This window comes from Bdellovibrionales bacterium (assembly GCA_016714165.1).
Lineage (GTDB): Bacteria > Bdellovibrionota > Bdellovibrionia > Bdellovibrionales > UBA1609 > JADJVA01.
This window is the reverse complement of the sequence record JADJNU010000004.1, coordinates 80,733-99,233: the sequence shown is the minus strand read 5'-3', so window position 1 is coordinate 99,233 and position 18,501 is coordinate 80,733. Positions and strand designations below refer to the sequence as shown.

At 45.9% G+C, this 18,501-nt stretch carries 19 protein-coding genes; 9 read left to right on the top strand and 10 right to left on the bottom strand.

Features of this window, described 5'->3' with window-relative positions; genetic code table 11:
- From IPJ71_17445 to IPJ71_17420, 6 genes are read left to right on the top strand one after another with little or no spacing between them, the layout of a single operon-like run.
- Positions 1-339 carry a hypothetical protein gene (locus IPJ71_17445; GenBank protein MBK7845434.1) on the top strand — a complete coding sequence of 113 codons (339 nt, stop codon included), beginning with the start codon at positions 1-3 and terminating at the stop codon, positions 337-339.
- Between the two features lie 7 nt (positions 340-346).
- Positions 347-1,561, top strand: coding sequence for an AgmX/PglI C-terminal domain-containing protein (locus tag IPJ71_17440; GenBank protein ID MBK7845433.1), 1,215 nt, complete (start codon positions 347-349; stop codon positions 1,559-1,561).
- A gap of 9 nt (positions 1,562-1,570) precedes the next feature.
- Positions 1,571-2,626, top strand: a complete 1,056-nt coding sequence (locus tag IPJ71_17435; GenBank protein ID MBK7845432.1) for a hypothetical protein — start codon at positions 1,571-1,573, stop codon at positions 2,624-2,626.
- Positions 2,623-3,378 (top strand): outer membrane beta-barrel domain-containing protein, encoded by a 756-nt coding sequence (locus IPJ71_17430; GenBank protein MBK7845431.1) that lies wholly within the window; start codon positions 2,623-2,625, stop codon positions 3,376-3,378. The genes IPJ71_17435 and IPJ71_17430 overlap by 4 nt, the downstream gene beginning before the upstream one ends.
- Positions 3,375-4,493: a hypothetical protein gene (locus IPJ71_17425; protein MBK7845430.1), complete on the top strand. Its 1,119-nt coding sequence runs from the start codon at positions 3,375-3,377 to the stop codon at positions 4,491-4,493. Before IPJ71_17430 ends, IPJ71_17425 begins: the two co-directional genes overlap by 4 nt.
- Positions 4,494-4,497: 4 nt before the next feature.
- On the top strand, positions 4,498-5,655 hold the full coding sequence (locus IPJ71_17420) for a VWA domain-containing protein (protein MBK7845429.1): 1,158 nt from the start codon (positions 4,498-4,500) through the stop codon (positions 5,653-5,655).
- Positions 5,656-5,707: 52 nt separating this feature from the next.
- Here IPJ71_17420 and IPJ71_17415 read toward each other — a convergent pair whose 3' ends face one another.
- From IPJ71_17415 to IPJ71_17385, 7 genes are all read right to left on the bottom strand, one after another.
- Positions 5,708-7,012: a cyclic nucleotide-binding domain-containing protein gene (locus IPJ71_17415; GenBank protein ID MBK7845428.1), complete on the bottom strand. Its 1,305-nt coding sequence runs from the start codon at positions 7,010-7,012 to the stop codon at positions 5,708-5,710.
- A 59-nt stretch (positions 7,013-7,071) separates the two neighbouring features.
- Entirely contained in the window at positions 7,072-7,731 is a 660-nt protein-coding gene (locus IPJ71_17410; protein MBK7845427.1) for a hypothetical protein, read from the bottom strand.
- The gene (locus IPJ71_17405; GenBank protein MBK7845426.1) at positions 7,728-8,657 is read right to left on the bottom strand and encodes a hypothetical protein; all 930 of its coding nucleotides are present in this window, start codon (positions 8,655-8,657) and stop codon (positions 7,728-7,730) included. The genes IPJ71_17410 and IPJ71_17405 overlap by 4 nt, the downstream gene beginning before the upstream one ends.
- A 132-nt stretch (positions 8,658-8,789) precedes the next feature.
- On the bottom strand, positions 8,790-9,152 hold the full coding sequence (locus tag IPJ71_17400; protein MBK7845425.1) for a hypothetical protein: 363 nt from the start codon (positions 9,150-9,152) through the stop codon (positions 8,790-8,792).
- A 37-nt stretch (positions 9,153-9,189) separates the two neighbouring features.
- Positions 9,190-9,927: a hypothetical protein gene (locus IPJ71_17395; GenBank protein MBK7845424.1), complete on the bottom strand. Its 738-nt coding sequence runs from the start codon at positions 9,925-9,927 to the stop codon at positions 9,190-9,192.
- A gap of 192 nt (positions 9,928-10,119) precedes the next feature.
- The gene (locus IPJ71_17390; GenBank protein ID MBK7845423.1) at positions 10,120-10,515 is read right to left on the bottom strand and encodes a hypothetical protein; all 396 of its coding nucleotides are present in this window, start codon (positions 10,513-10,515) and stop codon (positions 10,120-10,122) included.
- Positions 10,516-10,592: 77 nt separating this feature from the next.
- Positions 10,593-11,897, bottom strand: coding sequence for an aromatic amino acid hydroxylase (locus IPJ71_17385; protein ID MBK7845422.1), 1,305 nt, complete (start codon positions 11,895-11,897; stop codon positions 10,593-10,595).
- A gap of 206 nt (positions 11,898-12,103) precedes the next feature.
- On the opposite strand from IPJ71_17385, the gene IPJ71_17380 reads away from it, so the two are divergent.
- The 3 genes from IPJ71_17380 to IPJ71_17370 all read left to right on the top strand — a co-directional run bounded on the left by IPJ71_17380 (position 12,104) and on the right by IPJ71_17370 (position 14,499).
- The gene (locus IPJ71_17380; protein ID MBK7845421.1) at positions 12,104-13,225 is read left to right on the top strand and encodes a trypsin-like peptidase domain-containing protein; all 1,122 of its coding nucleotides are present in this window, start codon (positions 12,104-12,106) and stop codon (positions 13,223-13,225) included.
- Between the two features lie 159 nt (positions 13,226-13,384).
- Positions 13,385-13,960, top strand: coding sequence for a DUF3095 family protein (locus IPJ71_17375; protein MBK7845420.1), 576 nt, complete (start codon positions 13,385-13,387; stop codon positions 13,958-13,960).
- Entirely contained in the window at positions 13,879-14,499 is a 621-nt protein-coding gene (locus IPJ71_17370) for a DUF3095 family protein (GenBank protein ID MBK7845419.1), read from the top strand. The genes IPJ71_17375 and IPJ71_17370 overlap by 82 nt, the downstream gene beginning before the upstream one ends.
- 20 nt (positions 14,500-14,519) lie before the next feature.
- Here IPJ71_17370 and IPJ71_17365 read toward each other — a convergent pair whose 3' ends face one another.
- From IPJ71_17365 to kdpC, 3 genes are read right to left on the bottom strand one after another with little or no spacing between them, the layout of a single operon-like run.
- Positions 14,520-15,203 (bottom strand): response regulator, encoded by a 684-nt coding sequence (locus IPJ71_17365; GenBank protein MBK7845418.1) that lies wholly within the window; start codon positions 15,201-15,203, stop codon positions 14,520-14,522.
- A complete protein-coding gene (locus tag IPJ71_17360) occupies positions 15,200-17,890 on the bottom strand; it encodes a sensor histidine kinase KdpD (GenBank protein ID MBK7845417.1) in 2,691 nt (896 codons plus the stop codon). The genes IPJ71_17365 and IPJ71_17360 overlap by 4 nt, the downstream gene beginning before the upstream one ends.
- 2 nt (positions 17,891-17,892) lie before the next feature.
- On the bottom strand, positions 17,893-18,495 hold the full coding sequence (gene kdpC, locus IPJ71_17355) for a potassium-transporting ATPase subunit KdpC (GenBank protein MBK7845416.1): 603 nt from the start codon (positions 18,493-18,495) through the stop codon (positions 17,893-17,895).
- Between the last annotated feature and the right edge of the window lie 6 nt (positions 18,496-18,501).

The window sequence follows — 18,501 nt, the reverse complement described above, 5'->3', positions numbered from 1 at the left end:
ATGAGGCCATTAATTGTCACTCTTGAACTTGCGACCCTGTTGTTTTTTCTCGGTACGACCGACAGGCTGTCAGTTTGCGAAGCCAAATCCTCTTCCGGCTCAGTTAAATCGGGAAGGCCAAATAAGGGTATGAAGAAGCAGAAAGTGGTATCCAACCATAATGCCGAAGTTTCAAAATTGAGCACGGATATTAATTTTAATGATTTGACTGTTCGAGGCTTACGCCAATCTCCCCTTGGAATGACAACAACCGTTGAGAATGAAAAAGATATTCCACGTCTCATTGATTACAGATGGGATTTTCAGGATCGTGCGGTTCGCTCCGCATCAGGAAGGTAGAGGCGATATGAAAAATAGCTATTTGATTTTGCAGAATTCCCACGGAGAAACAGCTCGCGTACTTCCGTTCACGCGGGAGGAGCTGGAAATTATCTATCGTCATGACCTTAAACGGATTGAAATTGTACGAGACAGTAAAGAACTGACCGATGAAGGAATTCAGGTTGATAAGTTGGGAGATATAGCGAAGTCGAGTCCTGTCGATCAGGTTGTTATGAAGGGAGCCTGGGGACAAATTCGGCACGTTCAATCAGTTGCTCAAGTGACACCTGATGTCTCTGAACGCAAAGAACAGAACCGTGATTTCATCTTCTTCATTAAATGGACAGCTGGAATTCAGGTGAGCTTACTTCTTCTGACACTTCTCATTGGCTGGTGGATTCACCGCCAAGAACAACCGGAATCCCAAGTGGTAACTGTATTTAAGAAGGAAGACTTGATCGAAAAAAAGGTGCCGGTTGTAAAACCAAGTACTCAGAAAATCAAACCGGTACCACAGCAAGCACAGGTTATTCCGAAAAAATCGCCAAAAGTACAACCCAAGAAGGTTGTCATAAACCAACCGACCAAGGTCAAAACACGTAATGAACGAGCCGGGAACGATCTCAATCGAATGGGAGCTCTCAGCGCACTAGGCGGAATGGATAAGAACTCAAACGGACCGGGAGGACTTTCCAAGTCCGCCTCGAAGTCTGGTGGCTATGGATTTGATTCTTCTCGAGCGAGGGGAGGATCCGAACGGGGGCTTCTGGGCCATGGATTAGTTCAAGCTGGTATTGGTGGTGGCGAAAACTTAAGCGGCTATGGCGGTTATGGAACCAAGGGGAAGGGACAGGGACAAGCTGGTTACGGCTCCATGAAGATGGCCGGAAGCTCGGGAGGCTATTACCTCCCAATGAGTGAGGAAGCTACGGTTGAAGGCGGACTCCACCCCGATCAGATCAATGCGGTCATTCGCCGGAATCAGGGGCAAGTTATTTATTGTTACGAAAGAGGATTACAGACAAAGCCAGATCTGTCTGGCCGCGTTGCAGTCAATTTTGTGATTTCTCCTGGTGGCCAAGTGACTGTCGCAAAAGTTGCTCACACAAGCCTCTCAGCAATACAAGTGGAATCATGTATTCTGGGGAAACTTCGCGCTTGGAGATTTCCCAAACCAAAAGGAAATGTTGCTGTAAAGGTCACCTATCCGTTCTTACTCAAGCGATTAAACCAAGGCTAAAGGACTCATATGAAAAATATTTCTTTAATTATATTCGCGAGTCTTATCACTACTGGATGTGGTGGATCTAAGGATCCTCTCGAGAAATATCCAAATGTGAAGTCGGACATCCCGCCCGTGAACCTGAAGACGGAGGACCAGACCTACAAGTCTGGGTGCGGAATTAATATCATAGCTCCACCCACCCTGTTTGCGGTTGAAGAAAAACTCACAAGCGCAGAAATCTTTGTCCGTGGCTCCTATGCCACATCGACTCAGTCCATCTCTATCAACGAGGCTCCCGTCGGATTTGAACAGCCTGTAAAAAGTGGCATGACTCCAAATGGTTTGATGTTTGTGATAAAATATGCGCCGCCCAGAGGCACTGTTGAGGTTGGAAAGAGTTTTAAATCCTTCCAAATTGAACTTGTTCCAAATAGCCAATCGATTGCAACAGAACAATGCCAAACACAGATGGGAATTGTTGTCTCGAGTACATCTGAAGTGCCAATGATCAAGGAGATCAGCGCTCCCGATAAAATCAATCCAACCTCTGCCAGCCCCTCGTCGATCAGACTTGATGTTGTGGCGACGGGACTTAAAGACAGCCAAGCACTCGATCTCAACTGGGATTTTGATGGAAATGCAGTTTCGAAAGAGAATCCGGTGATCAACTTGGCTCCAGCCATAAAAGGAACTCACCCCTTATCATTAGGAAATAATACATACCGGTTTATATTAGACATTGATCCTGACATACTACAAACTATTATTGTCCAATTCCTGAAGGTGAACAGCGAGTTCCTTAAAAGAAATCCGACTAGAAACTCCCTTGACGGGCTTGTTCGCTTCTCAGTTTCAAATCAAGAGCAACAGCCCCCTCTGATTTCACCACACGAAAATCTTGTGATAAAGATTGTGCGGCCATTACCTGAAGCATCACCTGCCTCGAGTGTGACCGTACTTTCCGGCAACTCCACCGCCGCTGCTCCGACGACTGTAGGCGCAGGGAATCCTGTTGCTGCAAGCAAACCAGTTCAAAAGCCCGTCAAAGGAAAAAGCTTCAGAGGGAGAGGTAAGAAATGAATCACACAATCATGTCATTTTTATTTTCAGTTCTCGTCACATGGGCTGCCTTCATGGCAGACTCTGCCTTAACGACTGCACTGGCTGGGGAGAAAGGTCGTTCTGTTGCTATTGGTAGCGAATTAGATTCCTTGGGCTCCAATAAAGCGATTGCAGAACGAGCCAAAGCTATTGACGGTGAAAATCGAGTTCGAGTTGTTCAGAATCGGTCCGTTGATCGAAATCTTCGGTTCGAATTTGGAATCAGTTATGATGGTGTCACCGGAGGCGATTCCTATATTAAGACAAATAACCTTGGTTACGCACTTGACTTCCATATCACGCCAAAAGTTTCAATTGGGGGTCGCTACTACGATTCTCTCAGTAAACTTACCCCTGAAGGAGAACGCATTTTTTCTGATGCCAATCAGCGCAGGGCCAACGGGGACAATTCACTTCGACCCGATTTGGATACCCCACTCTCCTCTTCCATTGGAATTCTCACAGTCTATCCACTTTATGGAAAATTAAACTTTTTCAATCTTGGAATCAGTCAATTTGATCTCTTTGTGACAGGCGGATACGGAACCATGAAGCTTGTGTCCGGTGAAACACCCACTTGGATAGCTGGTGGGGGCGTCGGAATTTGGTGGTCTCAGCACTTTACTTCACGTTTTGAAGTTCGCTACCAGGAATATCAAGACGTCATTAATACCGGAACACGCGAGCAGGCCATTACCGCCTTTTCCTTTGGGCTTGGATTTTTGTTATGAAAACAAACTTGGCTTCGCACTTTATTCTATTGACTTATTTTTGCATCGCCACTTTTGGTGCGAGTCCAAATTCTGTGGCCCTAGCGGCCACGAAGCCTTTATCAAATGAATTCAAACTTAACAACGAGTCCCTTCGAGACAATTTTGGCAATTATAAGTCATTTTTAAAAGCGTACAACAAAGCACTGGCTTTAAAATTCGGAAAGGAACGAAAATCAGCTGAATCTCTCGTCGAGCGATATCGAATGGCTCTCGCTAGCCTCAGACAAAATAAGCCAAAGATGGCATTGAAGATTCTACCAACTCCTTCGGCATTTGAAAGAGCCGGATTGCCTTCAGATCGCCTGCTGCTAACTCAAGCTCGGGCTCAATATCAAGATAGGAATTTTGCAGGTGCGATTGCAACCTACTCAAAAATTCCACAGTCCTCAGATCTCTGGATTGTGGCCATCGAAGAGCGAGCTCACACCCAAGGTCGATCGGGAAAATACGAGAAAGCACTTGCTGATTTAACAACACTCTTTTCTCCCGTTTTTGAGCCCGTTTTGGGTCCCGAGGCCTACTTTACAGCTGCCATCACTTATCTTCGATTGTGCCAGTACAGCAAGGTATTTGAAACTCTCAATCTCTTTAAGGAGAGAATGAAAAATCGCATCAATGACCTCACAAATGTAGCAAATGGAAAAGCCGATGGCTTTATTTTAACTGCAAGTCAGGATTTAAAATCAAAAGGCTATAACAGCATTTCCTATGCGAAGATTGCAAACCTTCTTCCGTCCTCCTTTCATCTGGATTTCACTGTTCGTGACCAAATCCAGAAATCACCGAACGGAATGAATAATTTTGCCCTATTTTCTCGAGTCGCTCAACTAGCCAATGAAGATTTGAGTGACATCAAGAGCAACCTCAACAAGTTACAACTTGTCGAGGCAGAGGTGATGCAACGAATTCATTTAGCTGAAAAGGTAAACGGAAACAAACGCAACAGCTTGGGACAATTCAAAGCCAAAGACGACCAATTGTTTTTCCCATTTAACGGTGAAGTCTGGATAGATGAACTAGACACCTACCAGGTTCAATCTAAGGGATGCCCCAAAGATGCAGGTGGAGCTTGAAGATATGAAAAATAATACACTGGATCTTGTTCAAATAATGATTGATCTCCGCAAAAATTCAAAAAATTTTTCACTTCTTGGAATGTTTCTCCTTCTTGCTTCAATCTGCCTTGGCTGTCAAGGAAGCCCTTCTGCCTATTTGGCAGCCCCTCCTGTAGAATTTCAGGCTGCGAGATCTCGAGGCGAGTCACCAAAATTTGAACTAAAGTCCAAAGTGGATATTGTTTTTCTCATTGATAACTCCGAGAGCATGCTCAATGAGCAGGACCTGCTCATCGCAGGTATTGATAAATTTGTAGACAGCTTCGGAGAAAATGCCTTTATTGATTACAGAGTGGGAGTCCTGACTGTTTACGATTCCCATTTTGAGCAAAGCCTATGTAACACTCCTGTTAGACTCAAAAACGGCTCCGTAGATGAATCAGGTAAAGTCGTCGAATGCTACCCTGAAGGAAAGCTGCGATCGGCTTTTATCACACGCTCTGAAGGCGACAAAGAGGCTTTGCGGAGCGCCCTTCGAGTTGGAACCCTAAAAACCAGCGAGGGAGGTCCTGAGATCGAAGAGATGTTCTCGCCCATCCTCAAAGCACTAAGTCCCGAAATGAACAAAATCAATGGAGATTTTATTCGCCCCGATTCTCAATTAGTCATTGTTATCGTTTCAGATGAAGAAGATTCGAGTAATCATGTCGGTGTAGAATCATTTATCGCGGGGATCGACAGACTTGTGGGGGTCAATCGAACAGACCTCTACGCGGTTGTTGGAATAAATCCATGTCACATAGAATCCTACGCTCATCGTCCAGACAAGATTTTGCAAGCGATCAATCGAGCACATGGGACTATTGAAGGCAGAGTGTTCCCCATCTGCGATGAAAATTTTGGAAGCCATTTAGCAAGAATTGGATCCGATATTAGGAAAAAATTTAAGAAGTTGCAAATAGTTCTGCAGTCTATCCCACAGGAAGGAACCTTGATTTTGTACTACGGAAATTCTAAAGTCGCACCAGGCCCCGGATGGAGCTACAATCCGAGAACTCTGACCGTGACCATCAACGAAAAATTGAAAATACCCTATGCTCCCAATTCTGAATTTTGGGTGGATTACGTCAAAGTCGATGAAAATGCCATCCGTAGAAATCATGCAAAGCCAATTCAGTGAGGACTAAGAAAGCTTTGAATCTCGTTGTCGCGCAGTTTGCAGCTGTGCTGCACTAGGAAACCTTCTGTTCCTTAGGATTCAAAGGTGCTGGTGGCTTGATACCACGCTCAACTGCAATGTCCCGAATATGCTTTTCAAAAAGTGGATATCGACCCAGAACTTTCTCAAAAGCTTCTCGGCTTAGCTCAAACATGTCACAATATTCAGTTGCCCGAGCGTTAGCACTCCGAGGATTGCTCGTCAGAAGGGCCATTTCCCCAAAAAAGGAGCTCGGCAACAAAGTAGCCAAAACGCCTCCTTCCCTCGTTACGATTTCAACTGAGCCCTTATGTATAAAGTACATTGAATCACCAGGCTCTCCCGCGTGAAATATCTTTTCACCTGGCACAACTACCTTAGGGCGCAGTTGCAAGACAACATCCTCTAACATGTCGGTGTCTGCTCCATTAAAAAGGGGGACTTTTTGCATGATCTCAGCATTGAGGCAAAGAGAGACTTCGCTACGAAGTTTGTTCGGCAGATCATTTAAAATGGATTTATCGTCATAGCCATGCCGCGTATCCCAAAGATAACGATAATAGGAACGGACTTTAACTCTGAGGCTATGAGGAAGATCGTTGTGTCCCATAAATGCCTCAATCCGATCAAGAGTACTCAGATGATTCTCTCGAGCTGCATCCATACGAGCCAACAGGCTTGCCACATTACTTACAACAAATCCAAAAAAGCCAACCCCAACAATTTGAGTTAACATGGCGTAAGCCATTTGAGGCAAAGTCTTTGCCGAAATGTCACCATAACCAACGGTGGTAAAGGTTGTCATAATGAAATAGAGGGATTTCACATAGTCCTCAACGGCATTACCCGTTATCCCTGCAGTACCGCCTCCCATCCAAACCCATCCGCATGCCGCCAGGTGAACAACTGTCGGCATAACAAAACCCAGCGGAAGAAGCCTTTGCAAAATGGGATGAAGACTATCGTAGCACTCGAGAACCTTCTTAATTCCTGAAATGTGACGCAAAAGAATGAGTTTCGGAAGCCACCACAAAATTCCTAATTGAATCCCCATAACAGCGGCTATTGAAAAAAGGGGAAGGCCTACGGCTAGATCGACTGTTACTGAACCCATGCGCTGCCAAAACGAATCCTCCTCAATTTGCTTGCCATGAACTGGTAATTTTTGAGCGCGCACAAAATAGGGACCAAAAACCAAAACAAAAATAAAAGTGTCAAAAAGTCGATCGACAAAGCCAACATCGGACAAAAATACAATACGCACAGGAAGCCAACCAGCAACGATCAGGGCCGTGATGATTTTTAGAGGAATGATCCACCCATGCCCCTTTCTACCCACTTCTTCTCCCCTCCCACGATTCCGGTACGTTCATTAAAGAGAATTCACTCCGAACCACTTCAAAAGAGGCCCCCGAGAATTTGCCACAAAGTCTCGCCCATATTAAAAGTGAACTGCAATGAAATCATGCTACTTTGAAGTGACGTATCGGATTCGAGGCCCGTGTGACTCTTGTCAATCACTGCCGATGAAGTGAAATAGATAAGCCCGACACCTAAGCGGCCAAATTGGTAATTCAGACCTCCAAAATAATCAACGGCCTGAAAAGCATAGCTGACGCGATCAGAGAAGGCCCCCGTTGCGAAATGCCGACCCCACATTTGATAGTACTGGGCGCCGATAATGACCTTTGTGTAACGCAGAGAAACTCCCGCGCCTGGTCCTATGAGATTGGACGCCTCATATTGACTTGCACTGTTTGCCGTATTAACAAGATCAAAATATTTCACACCCGCGACGAGATAGACGTCTGTGTCGACAAGATCTAAAATGGGAATGTTGACATTGAGGCGCATCCCAACTCCGTCGTAATAGGCCTTCTCTCCGTCGGGATTTTTCAGATTCATAAATGGATAGCCAATTTGAACCTCAGCTCCTAAAGAGTATTTTCCAGCACTTGCTTTGCTCCCACCAGCTTTGGGAGACGCAGCCGGGGCCTTTGCGCCAGCTTGTCCATTTAAAGAGAGAAGCAGGATGACAAGAGCTATTTTCTTCGTCATTGGCCACGCACCACAAGAATACTGTGAACCAGTTGTGTGTGAATGTTCTTAATAAGACTGCCAACGTAAGTTCCGCTGGTCGTGATGACCTCAACCGAGTCGGTTGTATCGGAGGCAATTATGAGGTTCCCGTTTGGAAGCTCGGCCATGGCCGTCGGCACAGCAATCGTCGCTGCGTTGTTGAAGATTACTGTCGATCCCGTAAGAGTCTGACTCGCCCGATAGATGCTACTGTTCGTTCCGGCATAGTAGATATTTCCATCTGAGTGATTCACGAGATCGTTGGCAGCGTTCGTCAATGTCGCAACGGCACAGGCGGATGCGACAGTTGGACCTATTGTGAGTCGAAAAGCAGCCGTCGCTCCGGATTGAATCACCACAAGCTCGCCGTTGTTATTCACAACCATGGCTCGGGCCGTTGCTGGAGCCGCACAGGGAGCCAATGCGCCCTGAATAAAGCCATTACCGGTCTGTGGGATTCTTGTCCCTGAAAGATCAAACCGCTCAATGGCCGTTCCCGCCTCGATAATAAAAAGATCGTTGGTTGTCGGATGACGAATCAGCTTTCCGATCGTACCCGTCAAAAAGGAGCTGGTGAGATAGGGCAGATGTCCGCCTCCACCCATGTGAACCAGGTCCACTCGATCGTTTCCTTCTAAGCTCAAAAGAAAATGAAGGCTATCAAATATAGCTAAGCCACGCGGACCGTTTGTTTCTGCATAATAGTCCGCTAAAGTAGCGATTAAATTTCCATTTAAATCGTAGGACGTGACCGTCAGAACGGTCGCTGATTGGCTCGCCAAAATTATGCGATCAGAGTCCAACCCCAAAGCCCCGACAAAGAAGGCTCCTTCCTTCTTTTCACAGGCAAGTGTGCTAACAAATATGAAAGCGATCAAAAGACAGGAGAAAATGAAATTTATCACACATATAGATCGGCATTTTCATCAACGGGCCAAGTCTAGCTCGGGCAAACTGAACTTTTAGCCCTCGCCCTTTAGCCAGTGCCGATTAGGCCTGGCCTTTTGGCATTGATCTCTCAACTTATTCCTCTATCTTCATCTTCGTCCCTTTCTCATCTCCTTCAGTTCCTTCCATTCGCTTCTGCATTTTTCGGACACTTCGTCCTTCTTCGACCGTAAACACTTCAATAATTCCCTCTTGTTCATACCGGGACAGAGCGTTTCAGCATCGTCGTGACAGGCCAGCTTGATTTCCTTTCTCTGGGCCTGAGTCTTTTCAAAGGATGACTTGCACTCAGCTGAGAGCTTATCTTCGTTATCCTTTAGGCACTTTACGATGCGGCCTTCTCCGGGTTGAATACCTGCACAGAATGATTCCCGGTCCTTAGCACAAGAGCCCTCAGCTGCAGCATGTGCGCTTATAAATGCTATTCCCATCATCACAACTAATATTTTCATTTTTCCTCTCCCTTTTTGTGAATTAAACGATAACCTCTCAAAAATAATAACCCGCACCAACACCGACAACTGGAAATAATCCGTATTTGTTTACAATCGACTCAAGCTCATCTTCGCTGGACCTCATCAGAGAGTTTCCAAGGTTTGTTGCTTCAAAATTTGGAAGTCCAGTCTTTAATCGTATATCTGTCTTCACAACCTTCGCCACTCCGCCGGTCAATGTGATTGAGGCATTTTCCATAAAACCCCATGAGTATCCACCCGAAACCTCCCCGATAACTAAGCTTCCCTCTAAGTTGACATCCGTGCTTCGTCCGGCGGCCGTCAGGAGATTTTTGAGCTGAGTGAAGTCGTTTCCCGTGGCAGCGCGAAGGACCTCATCAATTCCTGCTTTGCCCGTAGAAGTTAATCTAGAAACGGAAATTCCTGAACACCATCCAGATCTTGGCGTATTAAAATTGTATTGAAAACCAATTCGCCAAAGCGCATTGTTCTGAAATGAAGCCTGGATCACGTCCTTATAGGAGGGATTGCCTCCGACACTAGCTGCCACTTGTCCAATCGTTGAGTAGTAGGGCTGTGGAGTGACACCATAATTAATTCCAATTTGATAGCGTTCATTGAAGATCAGCTCAGGTCCGGCTCCCAAAAATATTGGAAAGACACTTGTTACTTTTGGCACAAGACGAACCGAATTTCCCGATTCTTCAGCTGCTGCAACGAAAACAAAAAGTGAACAAAAAATGAAACTGACTCGGACCGATAAAAGGGCCATTGACATCTCTCTGACCACAGATCACTCTACTTTTACAAAGTACTGCAATCGGATCAATCGCGAAGTGCGCGACGAAAACCACATCTGAAAATTACGGAATAGCTGGCAGGACCAGGTTAAATGGCCGGTATCGTGTCCAGCAACTAGGCACTTAGCCTTTTAATCCAATCTAGACTTGAGTCGAGCCGATATTCATATCTCTCGAGCCAAACGGATTCCAACTTGGATACAGTCACGTACATCAGAAGAGCATCCATTAAAATTATTTTTCAAATGAGCCTCTAGCTGGTTCGTAGCTTCAGATAAATTCAGTGCCAAACATAACTCAAGTAGCTCCACCCCCATGAGCCAATGACCATGAAACGAATCGAAATATGTCTTCACCAACCTCACCACACTTTCAGTTTCAGAAAGTGAATCATTGATTTTCAACCGTGCGCTTCTAATTTCCTGATAAAGAGAAAATGCCGCGATTTGTTCAGGTGAATACTTTCTATTCTGAACTCTCTTCGCAACAAAATCATCAAGTTTGCCGTGTTGTATTCGATCTGCAGGTCCTCCAAAAACAGAAGAAATCAGACTTCCCACTCCCAGATCGAAAGCTCCCCACTCTGGCCTAAAAAGAAATTCATCTCCTAGAGAGATTGTACATTGATCAAAGCTAATCAGAATAATTTGCCATTTTTCCGAACAATTTTTCTCACTAGACCGGTCAAAATGATTCCCGAGGCAAAACAAAGAGTCGCTGTCGTATCGACCACCAAGCCAAGTCTTTGCAAATCCTGGCTGTCCATAACCGAAAGACACCTGTTTTCATTTCTAAGCAAGCCCACAGGAGAACTGAAACCCTCAGAGTGGTAGTCAGTCCCATGTCCATCAAGCTGATTTCCCTGCAAACAAAGCTGTGACGGCCCTTTGAAACAGAAAAAAATGGGCTCAACAAGACCTGCCACCTGAGCCGAACGATAGGACGAAAGAATGCCCGAAATCTGAAGGCCTGAATTGAGTTCGATCGTGTTAACTGTTTTTGCCGCGAGAGCTTTCTCTAGACCAATAAGTCCTCCCTGATTGAATGCCATTTGAGAGCCGAGCTTCCTCAGTACGTTCTCAAGGACTTCAAAAGATGGAGTTACAAAAAGCTGTGGCTGAGGTTCAGTAATATCGTAAGAATAATCAAGACAATGTAATGTTAAGGGTAGTTTCGGTACTTTCTCATCTAGACAAGTGAGTGATTCTCCTAATGATGAAAGAAGCCCGGCTCCAAATATTTTGGGTTCATTTAAATCTCCAATAAGTCCATATTCTGCTGTCCACCAATTCATGCGTCCCAAGTAGGCCGCCTCTGAAACATAGGAAATCGCAAGACTTGCTTCATTCAGCTTTTCCAATGCCTCCGCGATCTCACTGGGTTCACTATCAGGATTTTCTTTGCAGTCACTCAATATCCGGATGGCCTCGTACTGAGCCAAGTCCTCTTTACTGATGATTGCCTTGCTTGCAATCTCGGCATATCGCCTCAGGTAGCGCGCGTAGGCCGGGTCCACGAGCATAGGAGCATGTCCAGCGGCCTCATGAACAATGTCGGGGGCAGGAGTGTAGAGCAGATGATCGATCGTTCTCATGTCACAAGCAATTGGAAGTAAACCTAACGATTGAAACTCCATAAAGGCCGCCGGAGGGATAAAACCACTCACAGAAACCGCTCCCCATCCAAATTCAGCGAGCCTGCTATTGATCTCTTCTATTCGCGGTATAAACTCAACTGAAATTCCAGATCGCTCCATGCCCTCCAAGTAACAAGGATGAGCCTTTTCAGACAAAAAGTTAGTCAGTCTGCGCAAGATATAGCGCCAAACCGCTTGGTCTTCGGAGGTGTAACGTCCGTAATCTTGACTCACAACATACTTTTTAAGATGTGTGGGAAGCTGAATTTGATTAAAATCTGTTTTCACGATAATTCTCCTCCTCATCTTTTCACCTGAAATCTAGCCCCTCTCACAAATATCTATAATTCGTTCGTAAAACAAGCATCTCCGTCTATTATGTTTGCAACATTCAAAGCTCCGCCAGTCACTTCAAAAAAATAGACGGTATGAATGCGCTATAAGGAGCAAATGTGTGGTAGTCTCCCGGAAGCGGCGATTGTTGCCGAGGACCTGCAACTAAAAGGAAGCCCATGACACCATCTGCTGGAACGACCATCTTATTTTCACTTGTTCTACTTGTAATCCAAGCTGCTTTTGCTTCCGCATCAGAGCCAGACAATGCAACTTCCAATCTGGGATTTCACCCTGTTGCTTCCGAATTGTGTCAGATTTCGTCTGAATCCGCACGAAGGTCGACCTTCCGAATGATTCTTCCTGGCGAAAGAGGAAAGAGTGTGAGGGAGGTTTTTGGTGACGATAACTTCGAGATCCGAGAGAGATTACTTTTTAAATTAAAGGCACGAAGAGAACCCCCTCCTTCCACAGATGACCTCAACATAAGGGAGCTCGAAATATGTTTGAGGGAGAAATTTCAAGAATGCAGGCTTTTCGATTCCTATCGAAACTCCTCAATTGTACTCATAGAGGATGGCACAAAAGCCTTTGGAGCTGCTCATGTTATTCAACAGGAAATATTTTCAATCCTTTCATCAATCCCTCGTCTGCGCTTAGAAACCAATGAAGGGATGGAACAGTTGCGACAAATTCAGTTGCTGGCCTTCATCTATGACAGTCAAGGAAATCTTGTTGGCACTCCAGAAAATTTGGCTGTCCATGTGGATAACATTAACAGGGGAGACATCGCATCCCTTAAGAAATATGTCCAAAGGACTGAGAGTTCCTTGGAAGAGGGTAAACTTTTTCCACCGCATCTTGACTTAGTCACTCTTAAGATAGATCGAGCCCTCGGCCCTGGGATTAACATTTCAACGAGTCCTCCAATACCAGGAGAAGATATGTGGCAATTTGGCTTTCCTCGTAAGACCAGCGGTTGGAAATTTTTTGGCGGATTAGATTCTGACGGAAATTCGTTTTATTGCTCCAGAGGGAAATCCCTTGATTTTTCGCAATCCATTTCCAACGACAGTCTGAGCCTGAAGAATCTGAGTCTCGACGAAGATGAAATGAACCTAATGAAAAAAAATGTGATCTTCATTTCTGCCTCAGGTGAACATGGAATGTCGGGGGGACCCCTTCTCAATGCGAAAGGGGAACTGATTGCCATTCATTCTGGGAGCATCGGCCTTGCTATTCCTCCCATGAAACCCCTCAGCTTGAGCAGATTGGTTGCTGGCCAAACGGGCGCTAAATAGTCTGCTAAAATGTGACTTTGAAAATACGGGACCTGAGCAAACGCACTAATTGACATAAGCAAACACGCTGACTGAAATCGTATGACTATATAAAAGGGATATCACATGAGTACGGATGATTTTTTTGAAAAGCTTCCACAATTTACTGATTTTTCATCCTTGACTGACGAACGTCACTATTTCGAGGCGCCAGACGATTGGCACGTCGTTATCACTGACATAAAGGATTCAACAAGGGCAATCGAGTCTGGCAGATATCGCGACATCAACACAGTCGGCGCCGCCAGTATCATTGTTGTTCAAAATGCGGTAAAGAATTTTGCCTTTCCTTACTCATTCGGTGGCGATGGTGCATCGATTTTGATTCCTTCCAAATGGGTCGATGATGTCGCTCGATCTCTGATCGGCTTGCAAAAATTGGCGAAAATTGAGTTTGGGTTGGAATTGCGAATCGGCATAGTTCCCGTGAGGGACATTAAGAACTCCAAAGGAGTCCTTTTGGTTGGGAAATTTGCAATAAATCCAAATAAATGCATCGCCTTCTTTAGAGGTGGAGGCTTCAGCCTAGCTGAGAAACTCATTAAGGATGGCGATGGTTCATACCTTTTAAAGGGTGATGCTTCGAGCGCCGATTTGGATGGATTATCCTGTCGATGGCAGCCAATCAAGAGCAAAAGGGAAAAATACTCTCCATACTCATTCGAAACCGTGAGAATTCAGATTTTTCAGAACTGAAATCGATTGTCAAAGAGATGGAAAGGATCTTTGGTGGAGGAATAGAAAATGCAAATCCTGTAGAAACTAAACTCATGAAATACAAGAGCTTGATTAAGTGCTTTCGCGATGAGATCAGATATTCTGATAGAAAACTTAGCAAGATCTTATTCAAACGATTGGCCTTTATGATATTTGCAGTATTTATATTTCGATTCAGATTTCCGGCTTTCGGCTTTTCTCGAAATGAGTATCTTGATGAGCTGGGCAGTCATTCAGACTTTAGGAAGTTTGATGAGGTTGTGAGGATGGTCGTTGACTGCACCGACGAGCAAGCCAACCACATCTCGATCTTGCTAGACAAGAAATATGTGGACGGAAAAATATTTTATGGTTTGTTCTCGTCGGACACATCATTGATGACTTGCTTTGTGCAAAATCTGGCAGATGGAGGGCATATCCATTTCATAGACGGCGGAGATGGGGGTTATGCGATGGCTGCCAAGCAGCTGAAGGAACAAATCAAAAGGGAGGCAGAAAGGAATCGGCCTTCTCCCTAGACAACTAGACAACTAGACAACTAGACAATCCTGTATCCAATGCCCGGCTCCGTTAGTATATGGGCTGGATGAGAGGTATCAACCTCTATTTTTTTACGGAGCTGTGCTATATAGATTCTGAGATAATGAGTTTGGTCTGCAGCATTTTTGCCCCACACCCCCTCAAGAAGCTGAGCTTGCGGTACCACTTTACCTTGATTTCTAATGAGCGCACTCAAGAGATCATATTCGGTAGCTGTTAACTTGACGATCTCCAGCCCCACCTTCACTTGGCGTTTATTGAGATCCACTTCAAGATCGTCAGACCTAAAAATCGGCGTGGCCTCGATTGAGTCATGATGCCTCAGGCTCACTCTGATGCGAGCAAGGAGTTCGGGAGTTCCAAAAGGCTTCGTTAAATAGTCATCCGCTCCCGCATCCAAAAGCAAAACCTTAGTCAACTCGTCGTCAGTCACGGTCAATATGATCACCGGGATAGCTGTCCATTTTCGAAGCGACTTAAGGACTTCCAATCCACTGATGTCGGGTAGCCCGAGATCCAAAATAACAAGATGCGGATGAAACTCCGCAGCCTTATCGAGCCCGCTCCTACCGCTGTCCGCTTCTGCGATTTCAAAACCTTGATTCGCTAAACTGAGATGTAAGATATTTCGAATGGCGGCCTCATCATCAACCACCAAGATTCGTGGCTTTGTTTCAGTCATGAATCCTCCTTCGGAACAGGTGGCGGCTCCTTGAACGGCAACTCGATTGTAAACCGAGCACCTCCCTGAGGGCAATTCTCCACACCGACCCTCCCTTTATGAAATTCAGCAATATTTTTAACTATGGAAAGTCCGAGTCCCACTCCGCCTGTCGGCGTGCCGGGTACTCGAAAAAATCTTTCGAAAACTTTGTCCAAAAGATTTTCAGGAACTCCTGGCCCCTGATCTTCAACTGCAAGGCATAAGGTAGAATCCACTTTTTTGGCCGAAATCCGAATGGATGTACCAAGCGGACTATAGGTAGCGGCATTCAGCAAGAGGTTGGCCAGCGCATGCTCCATCAATCTAAAATCCATTTGCACCAACGGAAGATCCTTGGGCAATTCAATTTCGACCTTGTTGTGATTCAAGTTTTTTCCAAGTTTATTTAATGTCACACCTACAAGATCAGATATATCATGCCATTCCAGCTTAAGAGCCAGGGCGCCAGAGTTGAGTCGGCTCATATCCAGTAGATTCTCAATAACCCGGTTGAGGCGGTCGCTTGCCTCTAGAAGATTTTTCGCGAGCGCACGCACATACTCTGGATTTTTTGAATTGACTTCGTCGTCCAAGGCAGTTGCTGTACCCATAACTGCAGTCAACGGCGTTCGCATCTCATGAGAAATGCAATTCAGAAGTGTCTCATGAATCTTCTCTGACTCCTTGAGACGATCCGATTCTCGCAACCGCTTCTCAAAAAAGTGACGCTGCAAAGAAACAGCCAATTGGCTGGCTATCGAATGGAGAATATTCTCCTGTTCCAAATTGAGCTTTCGTTTTGTCCTTGGCTGGTAAACTAACACTCCAACCGTTTCGTCGGGTGCTTTCAAAGGGACGTAGAGCGCATTTGATTCAGACAGAGTATCGGTGGACCATCCGGCCACCTTTCCAGACTCAAATGCCCACACAGCCACTGCTTGTTCTTTCTCGGAGAGTTGAGGGCGCGGCGAATAGTTTTTGTATCCGTTAACAGCGAGTTTACCTTCATCTGATGCCAGCAAAATTCCGCATTCTCCGTCTAAAAGTCGGCCAACGCGCGCATTGATTTTAGCTATGAATTCGTCCTTAATCCGGCTGCCCGCGATATCTTGCGACACCTCGAATAACGCGTTGGTTCTGTCCTCCCGCTCCCGCAATATTCGTTCGTGAGCCCGAGTCCTGTTGGTGAGATAACCTGTGACCAGCGCCGCCACCAAGTAGATAAAAATCAAAACCCCGTCTTCTGGCTCATTGACTTGAAAAGTCAGCCGTGGCGGAATAAAAAAGTAATTCCATACTAGTGCACTCAGCGCTGCAACGAAAAACGTTGGACCAATAGTCGAAACCAATCCCACCCCTAGCACGCCAAGTAAAAATAGAAAACCAACGGCGCGATAACCGATGAGAGGTTCTAAGATCCCGTTCAGAAACGAAGTTCCGAGCAGAAACCAAAATGCATTCCAATAGGTGAAGGGGCCGCTGAAGTGTTCGATTTTTGTGATCAAAAGAGGCTTATAGTTTGAAATCTCGTCTTGTCTGATGACATGCACGTCGATTTCGCCGATTTCCCGTACCAGTCGATCAAGAAGTGTCCCACCCTCCAGCAGATCTCGAAAAAATCTTTTTGTGGGGCGGCCAACAACAACCTGAGTGACATTTTTTTGTCGCGCGATACGGCGAAGAGCTGCTGGTACGTCGGTATCGGTCGTAGTCACCACTTCAGCCTTAAGCTCACGCGCCAGTGCAATGTTTTTTGCCAATTGGGCCTGATCTTCATCATTTAAAGGAACTCCGGTGTCGACGTGAACTGTGATCCAAGGCGCCTCAAGGTTGTAGGCGAGCCTCCTCGTGGTTCGGATGAGTCGCTCTGAATAAGGACTGTGGCTCACCGCCACCATCAATCGCTCATTGGTTTGCCAGGGACCTGAATTTTGCTTCAGACCTTGAAACTGTTGAAGCTCTTGATCCACCCGTTCGGCCGTGACCCGAAGTGCAATCTCGCGGAGGGCAGTCAAGCTATTCGGCCTAAAGAAATTTTTTGCTGCCCTTTCCTTCTTGTCGCCCAGGTAAACTTTGCCTTCGCTTAACCGCCGCAAAAGTTCATTAGGGGTAATGTCGACAAGTTCAATTTGTGCGGCCCGCTCCAGAATGGAGTCCGGTACTGTTTCCCTTATGGGAACGCCAGTGATCTGTTCGACAAGATCCTTGCGGCTTTCCAAATGTTGCACGTTCACGGTGGTATAGACATCAATTCCCGCATCGAGGAGTTCGATAACATCCTGATAACGTTTTTGGTGACGGGAACCTGGTGCATTGGTGTGAGCCAGTTCATCAACGAGAACAATTTTTGGTTTTTTGGCAAGAATGGCGTCTAAGTCCATTTCTTGAAGTGAGACTCCCTTATATTCAATATTTTTTCGCGCGATGATCGGCAAAGACTCCGCTAATGCCATGGTCTCAACGCGGCCATGGGTTTCCACCACTCCTATAACAACATCGATACCCTCTTTAAGACGTTCCCGAGCCGCTCGCAACATCGCGTAGGTCTTGCCAACCCCGGGCGACATTCCGAGAAAAACTCTTAAGCCGGCTGTTTTAGTTCTCCGCTCTTCCTCACCTATGGCCCGAAGGAGAGCATCGGGATCAGGACGTCCATCGCTCGTCATTTCTATTCTCCAGTTGGCGGAGTTTCGCCAGTCGGCGAATTCTTGATTCCTTGACTCTCATCAAGGGCCAGGTTCAGTGCCAAGACATTCACGCGCGGTTCCCCAAAAAATCCGAACTGGCGATCTTTTCGAATTTTGTCAATCAGGTTCTTAACTTGGGCCTCATTTATTCCTCTGGCCTTCGCGACCCTTGAGAGCTGATAGCGGGCCGCCTCTGGACTTATGTCAGGGTCCAAACCGCTTCCTGAGGCGAACAGCAAATCCTGCGGAGGCTCGCCCATTTCAGGATGAGCGGCCTTCAACCTTGCTTTTCTCTCGTCAACCGCCAATTTTAAACTGGCGCTGATTTGACCCAGGTTGCTTCCGCTCGAAGGCAGTGGATTGAAGTTTGCGCCGGAAGGCCTTGGCCAAAAATACTTGGGATCTTCAAAATTCTGCGCCACAAGCGATGAACCAACTGTTAGATCTCCACGGAGCGCCATACTGCCATTGGCTTGTTTTTCAAATAGAACTTGTCCAACAAATGTGACGAGTAGCGGATAGACAATGCCGGTCAGAACTGTCATAAAGATCAACATCCGAATTGCAGTAATAATTTGTTTCATAAAAAA

Coding starts and splice junctions, on each gene's coding strand:
- IPJ71_17395 (MBK7845424.1), bottom strand. CDS start 9,927: ATGGCCCTTTTATCGGTCCGAGTCAGTTTCATTTTTTGTTCACTTTTT.
- kdpC (MBK7845416.1), bottom strand. CDS start 18,495: ATGAAACAAATTATTACTGCAATTCGGATGTTGATCTTTATGACAGTT.
- IPJ71_17365 (MBK7845418.1), bottom strand. CDS start 15,203: ATGACTGAAACAAAGCCACGAATCTTGGTGGTTGATGATGAGGCCGCC.
- IPJ71_17445 (MBK7845434.1), top strand. CDS start 1: ATGAGGCCATTAATTGTCACTCTTGAACTTGCGACCCTGTTGTTTTTT.
- IPJ71_17435 (MBK7845432.1), top strand. CDS start 1,571: ATGAAAAATATTTCTTTAATTATATTCGCGAGTCTTATCACTACTGGA.
- IPJ71_17430 (MBK7845431.1), top strand. CDS start 2,623: ATGAATCACACAATCATGTCATTTTTATTTTCAGTTCTCGTCACATGG.
- IPJ71_17400 (MBK7845425.1), bottom strand. CDS start 9,152: ATGAAAATATTAGTTGTGATGATGGGAATAGCATTTATAAGCGCACAT.
- IPJ71_17420 (MBK7845429.1), top strand. CDS start 4,498: ATGAAAAATAATACACTGGATCTTGTTCAAATAATGATTGATCTCCGC.
- IPJ71_17370 (MBK7845419.1), top strand. CDS start 13,879: ATGGCAGCCAATCAAGAGCAAAAGGGAAAAATACTCTCCATACTCATT.
- IPJ71_17425 (MBK7845430.1), top strand. CDS start 3,375: ATGAAAACAAACTTGGCTTCGCACTTTATTCTATTGACTTATTTTTGC.
- IPJ71_17380 (MBK7845421.1), top strand. CDS start 12,104: ATGACACCATCTGCTGGAACGACCATCTTATTTTCACTTGTTCTACTT.
- IPJ71_17410 (MBK7845427.1), bottom strand. CDS start 7,731: ATGACGAAGAAAATAGCTCTTGTCATCCTGCTTCTCTCTTTAAATGGA.
- IPJ71_17360 (MBK7845417.1), bottom strand. CDS start 17,890: ATGACGAGCGATGGACGTCCTGATCCCGATGCTCTCCTTCGGGCCATA.
- IPJ71_17385 (MBK7845422.1), bottom strand. CDS start 11,897: ATGAGGAGGAGAATTATCGTGAAAACAGATTTTAATCAAATTCAGCTT.
- IPJ71_17440 (MBK7845433.1), top strand. CDS start 347: ATGAAAAATAGCTATTTGATTTTGCAGAATTCCCACGGAGAAACAGCT.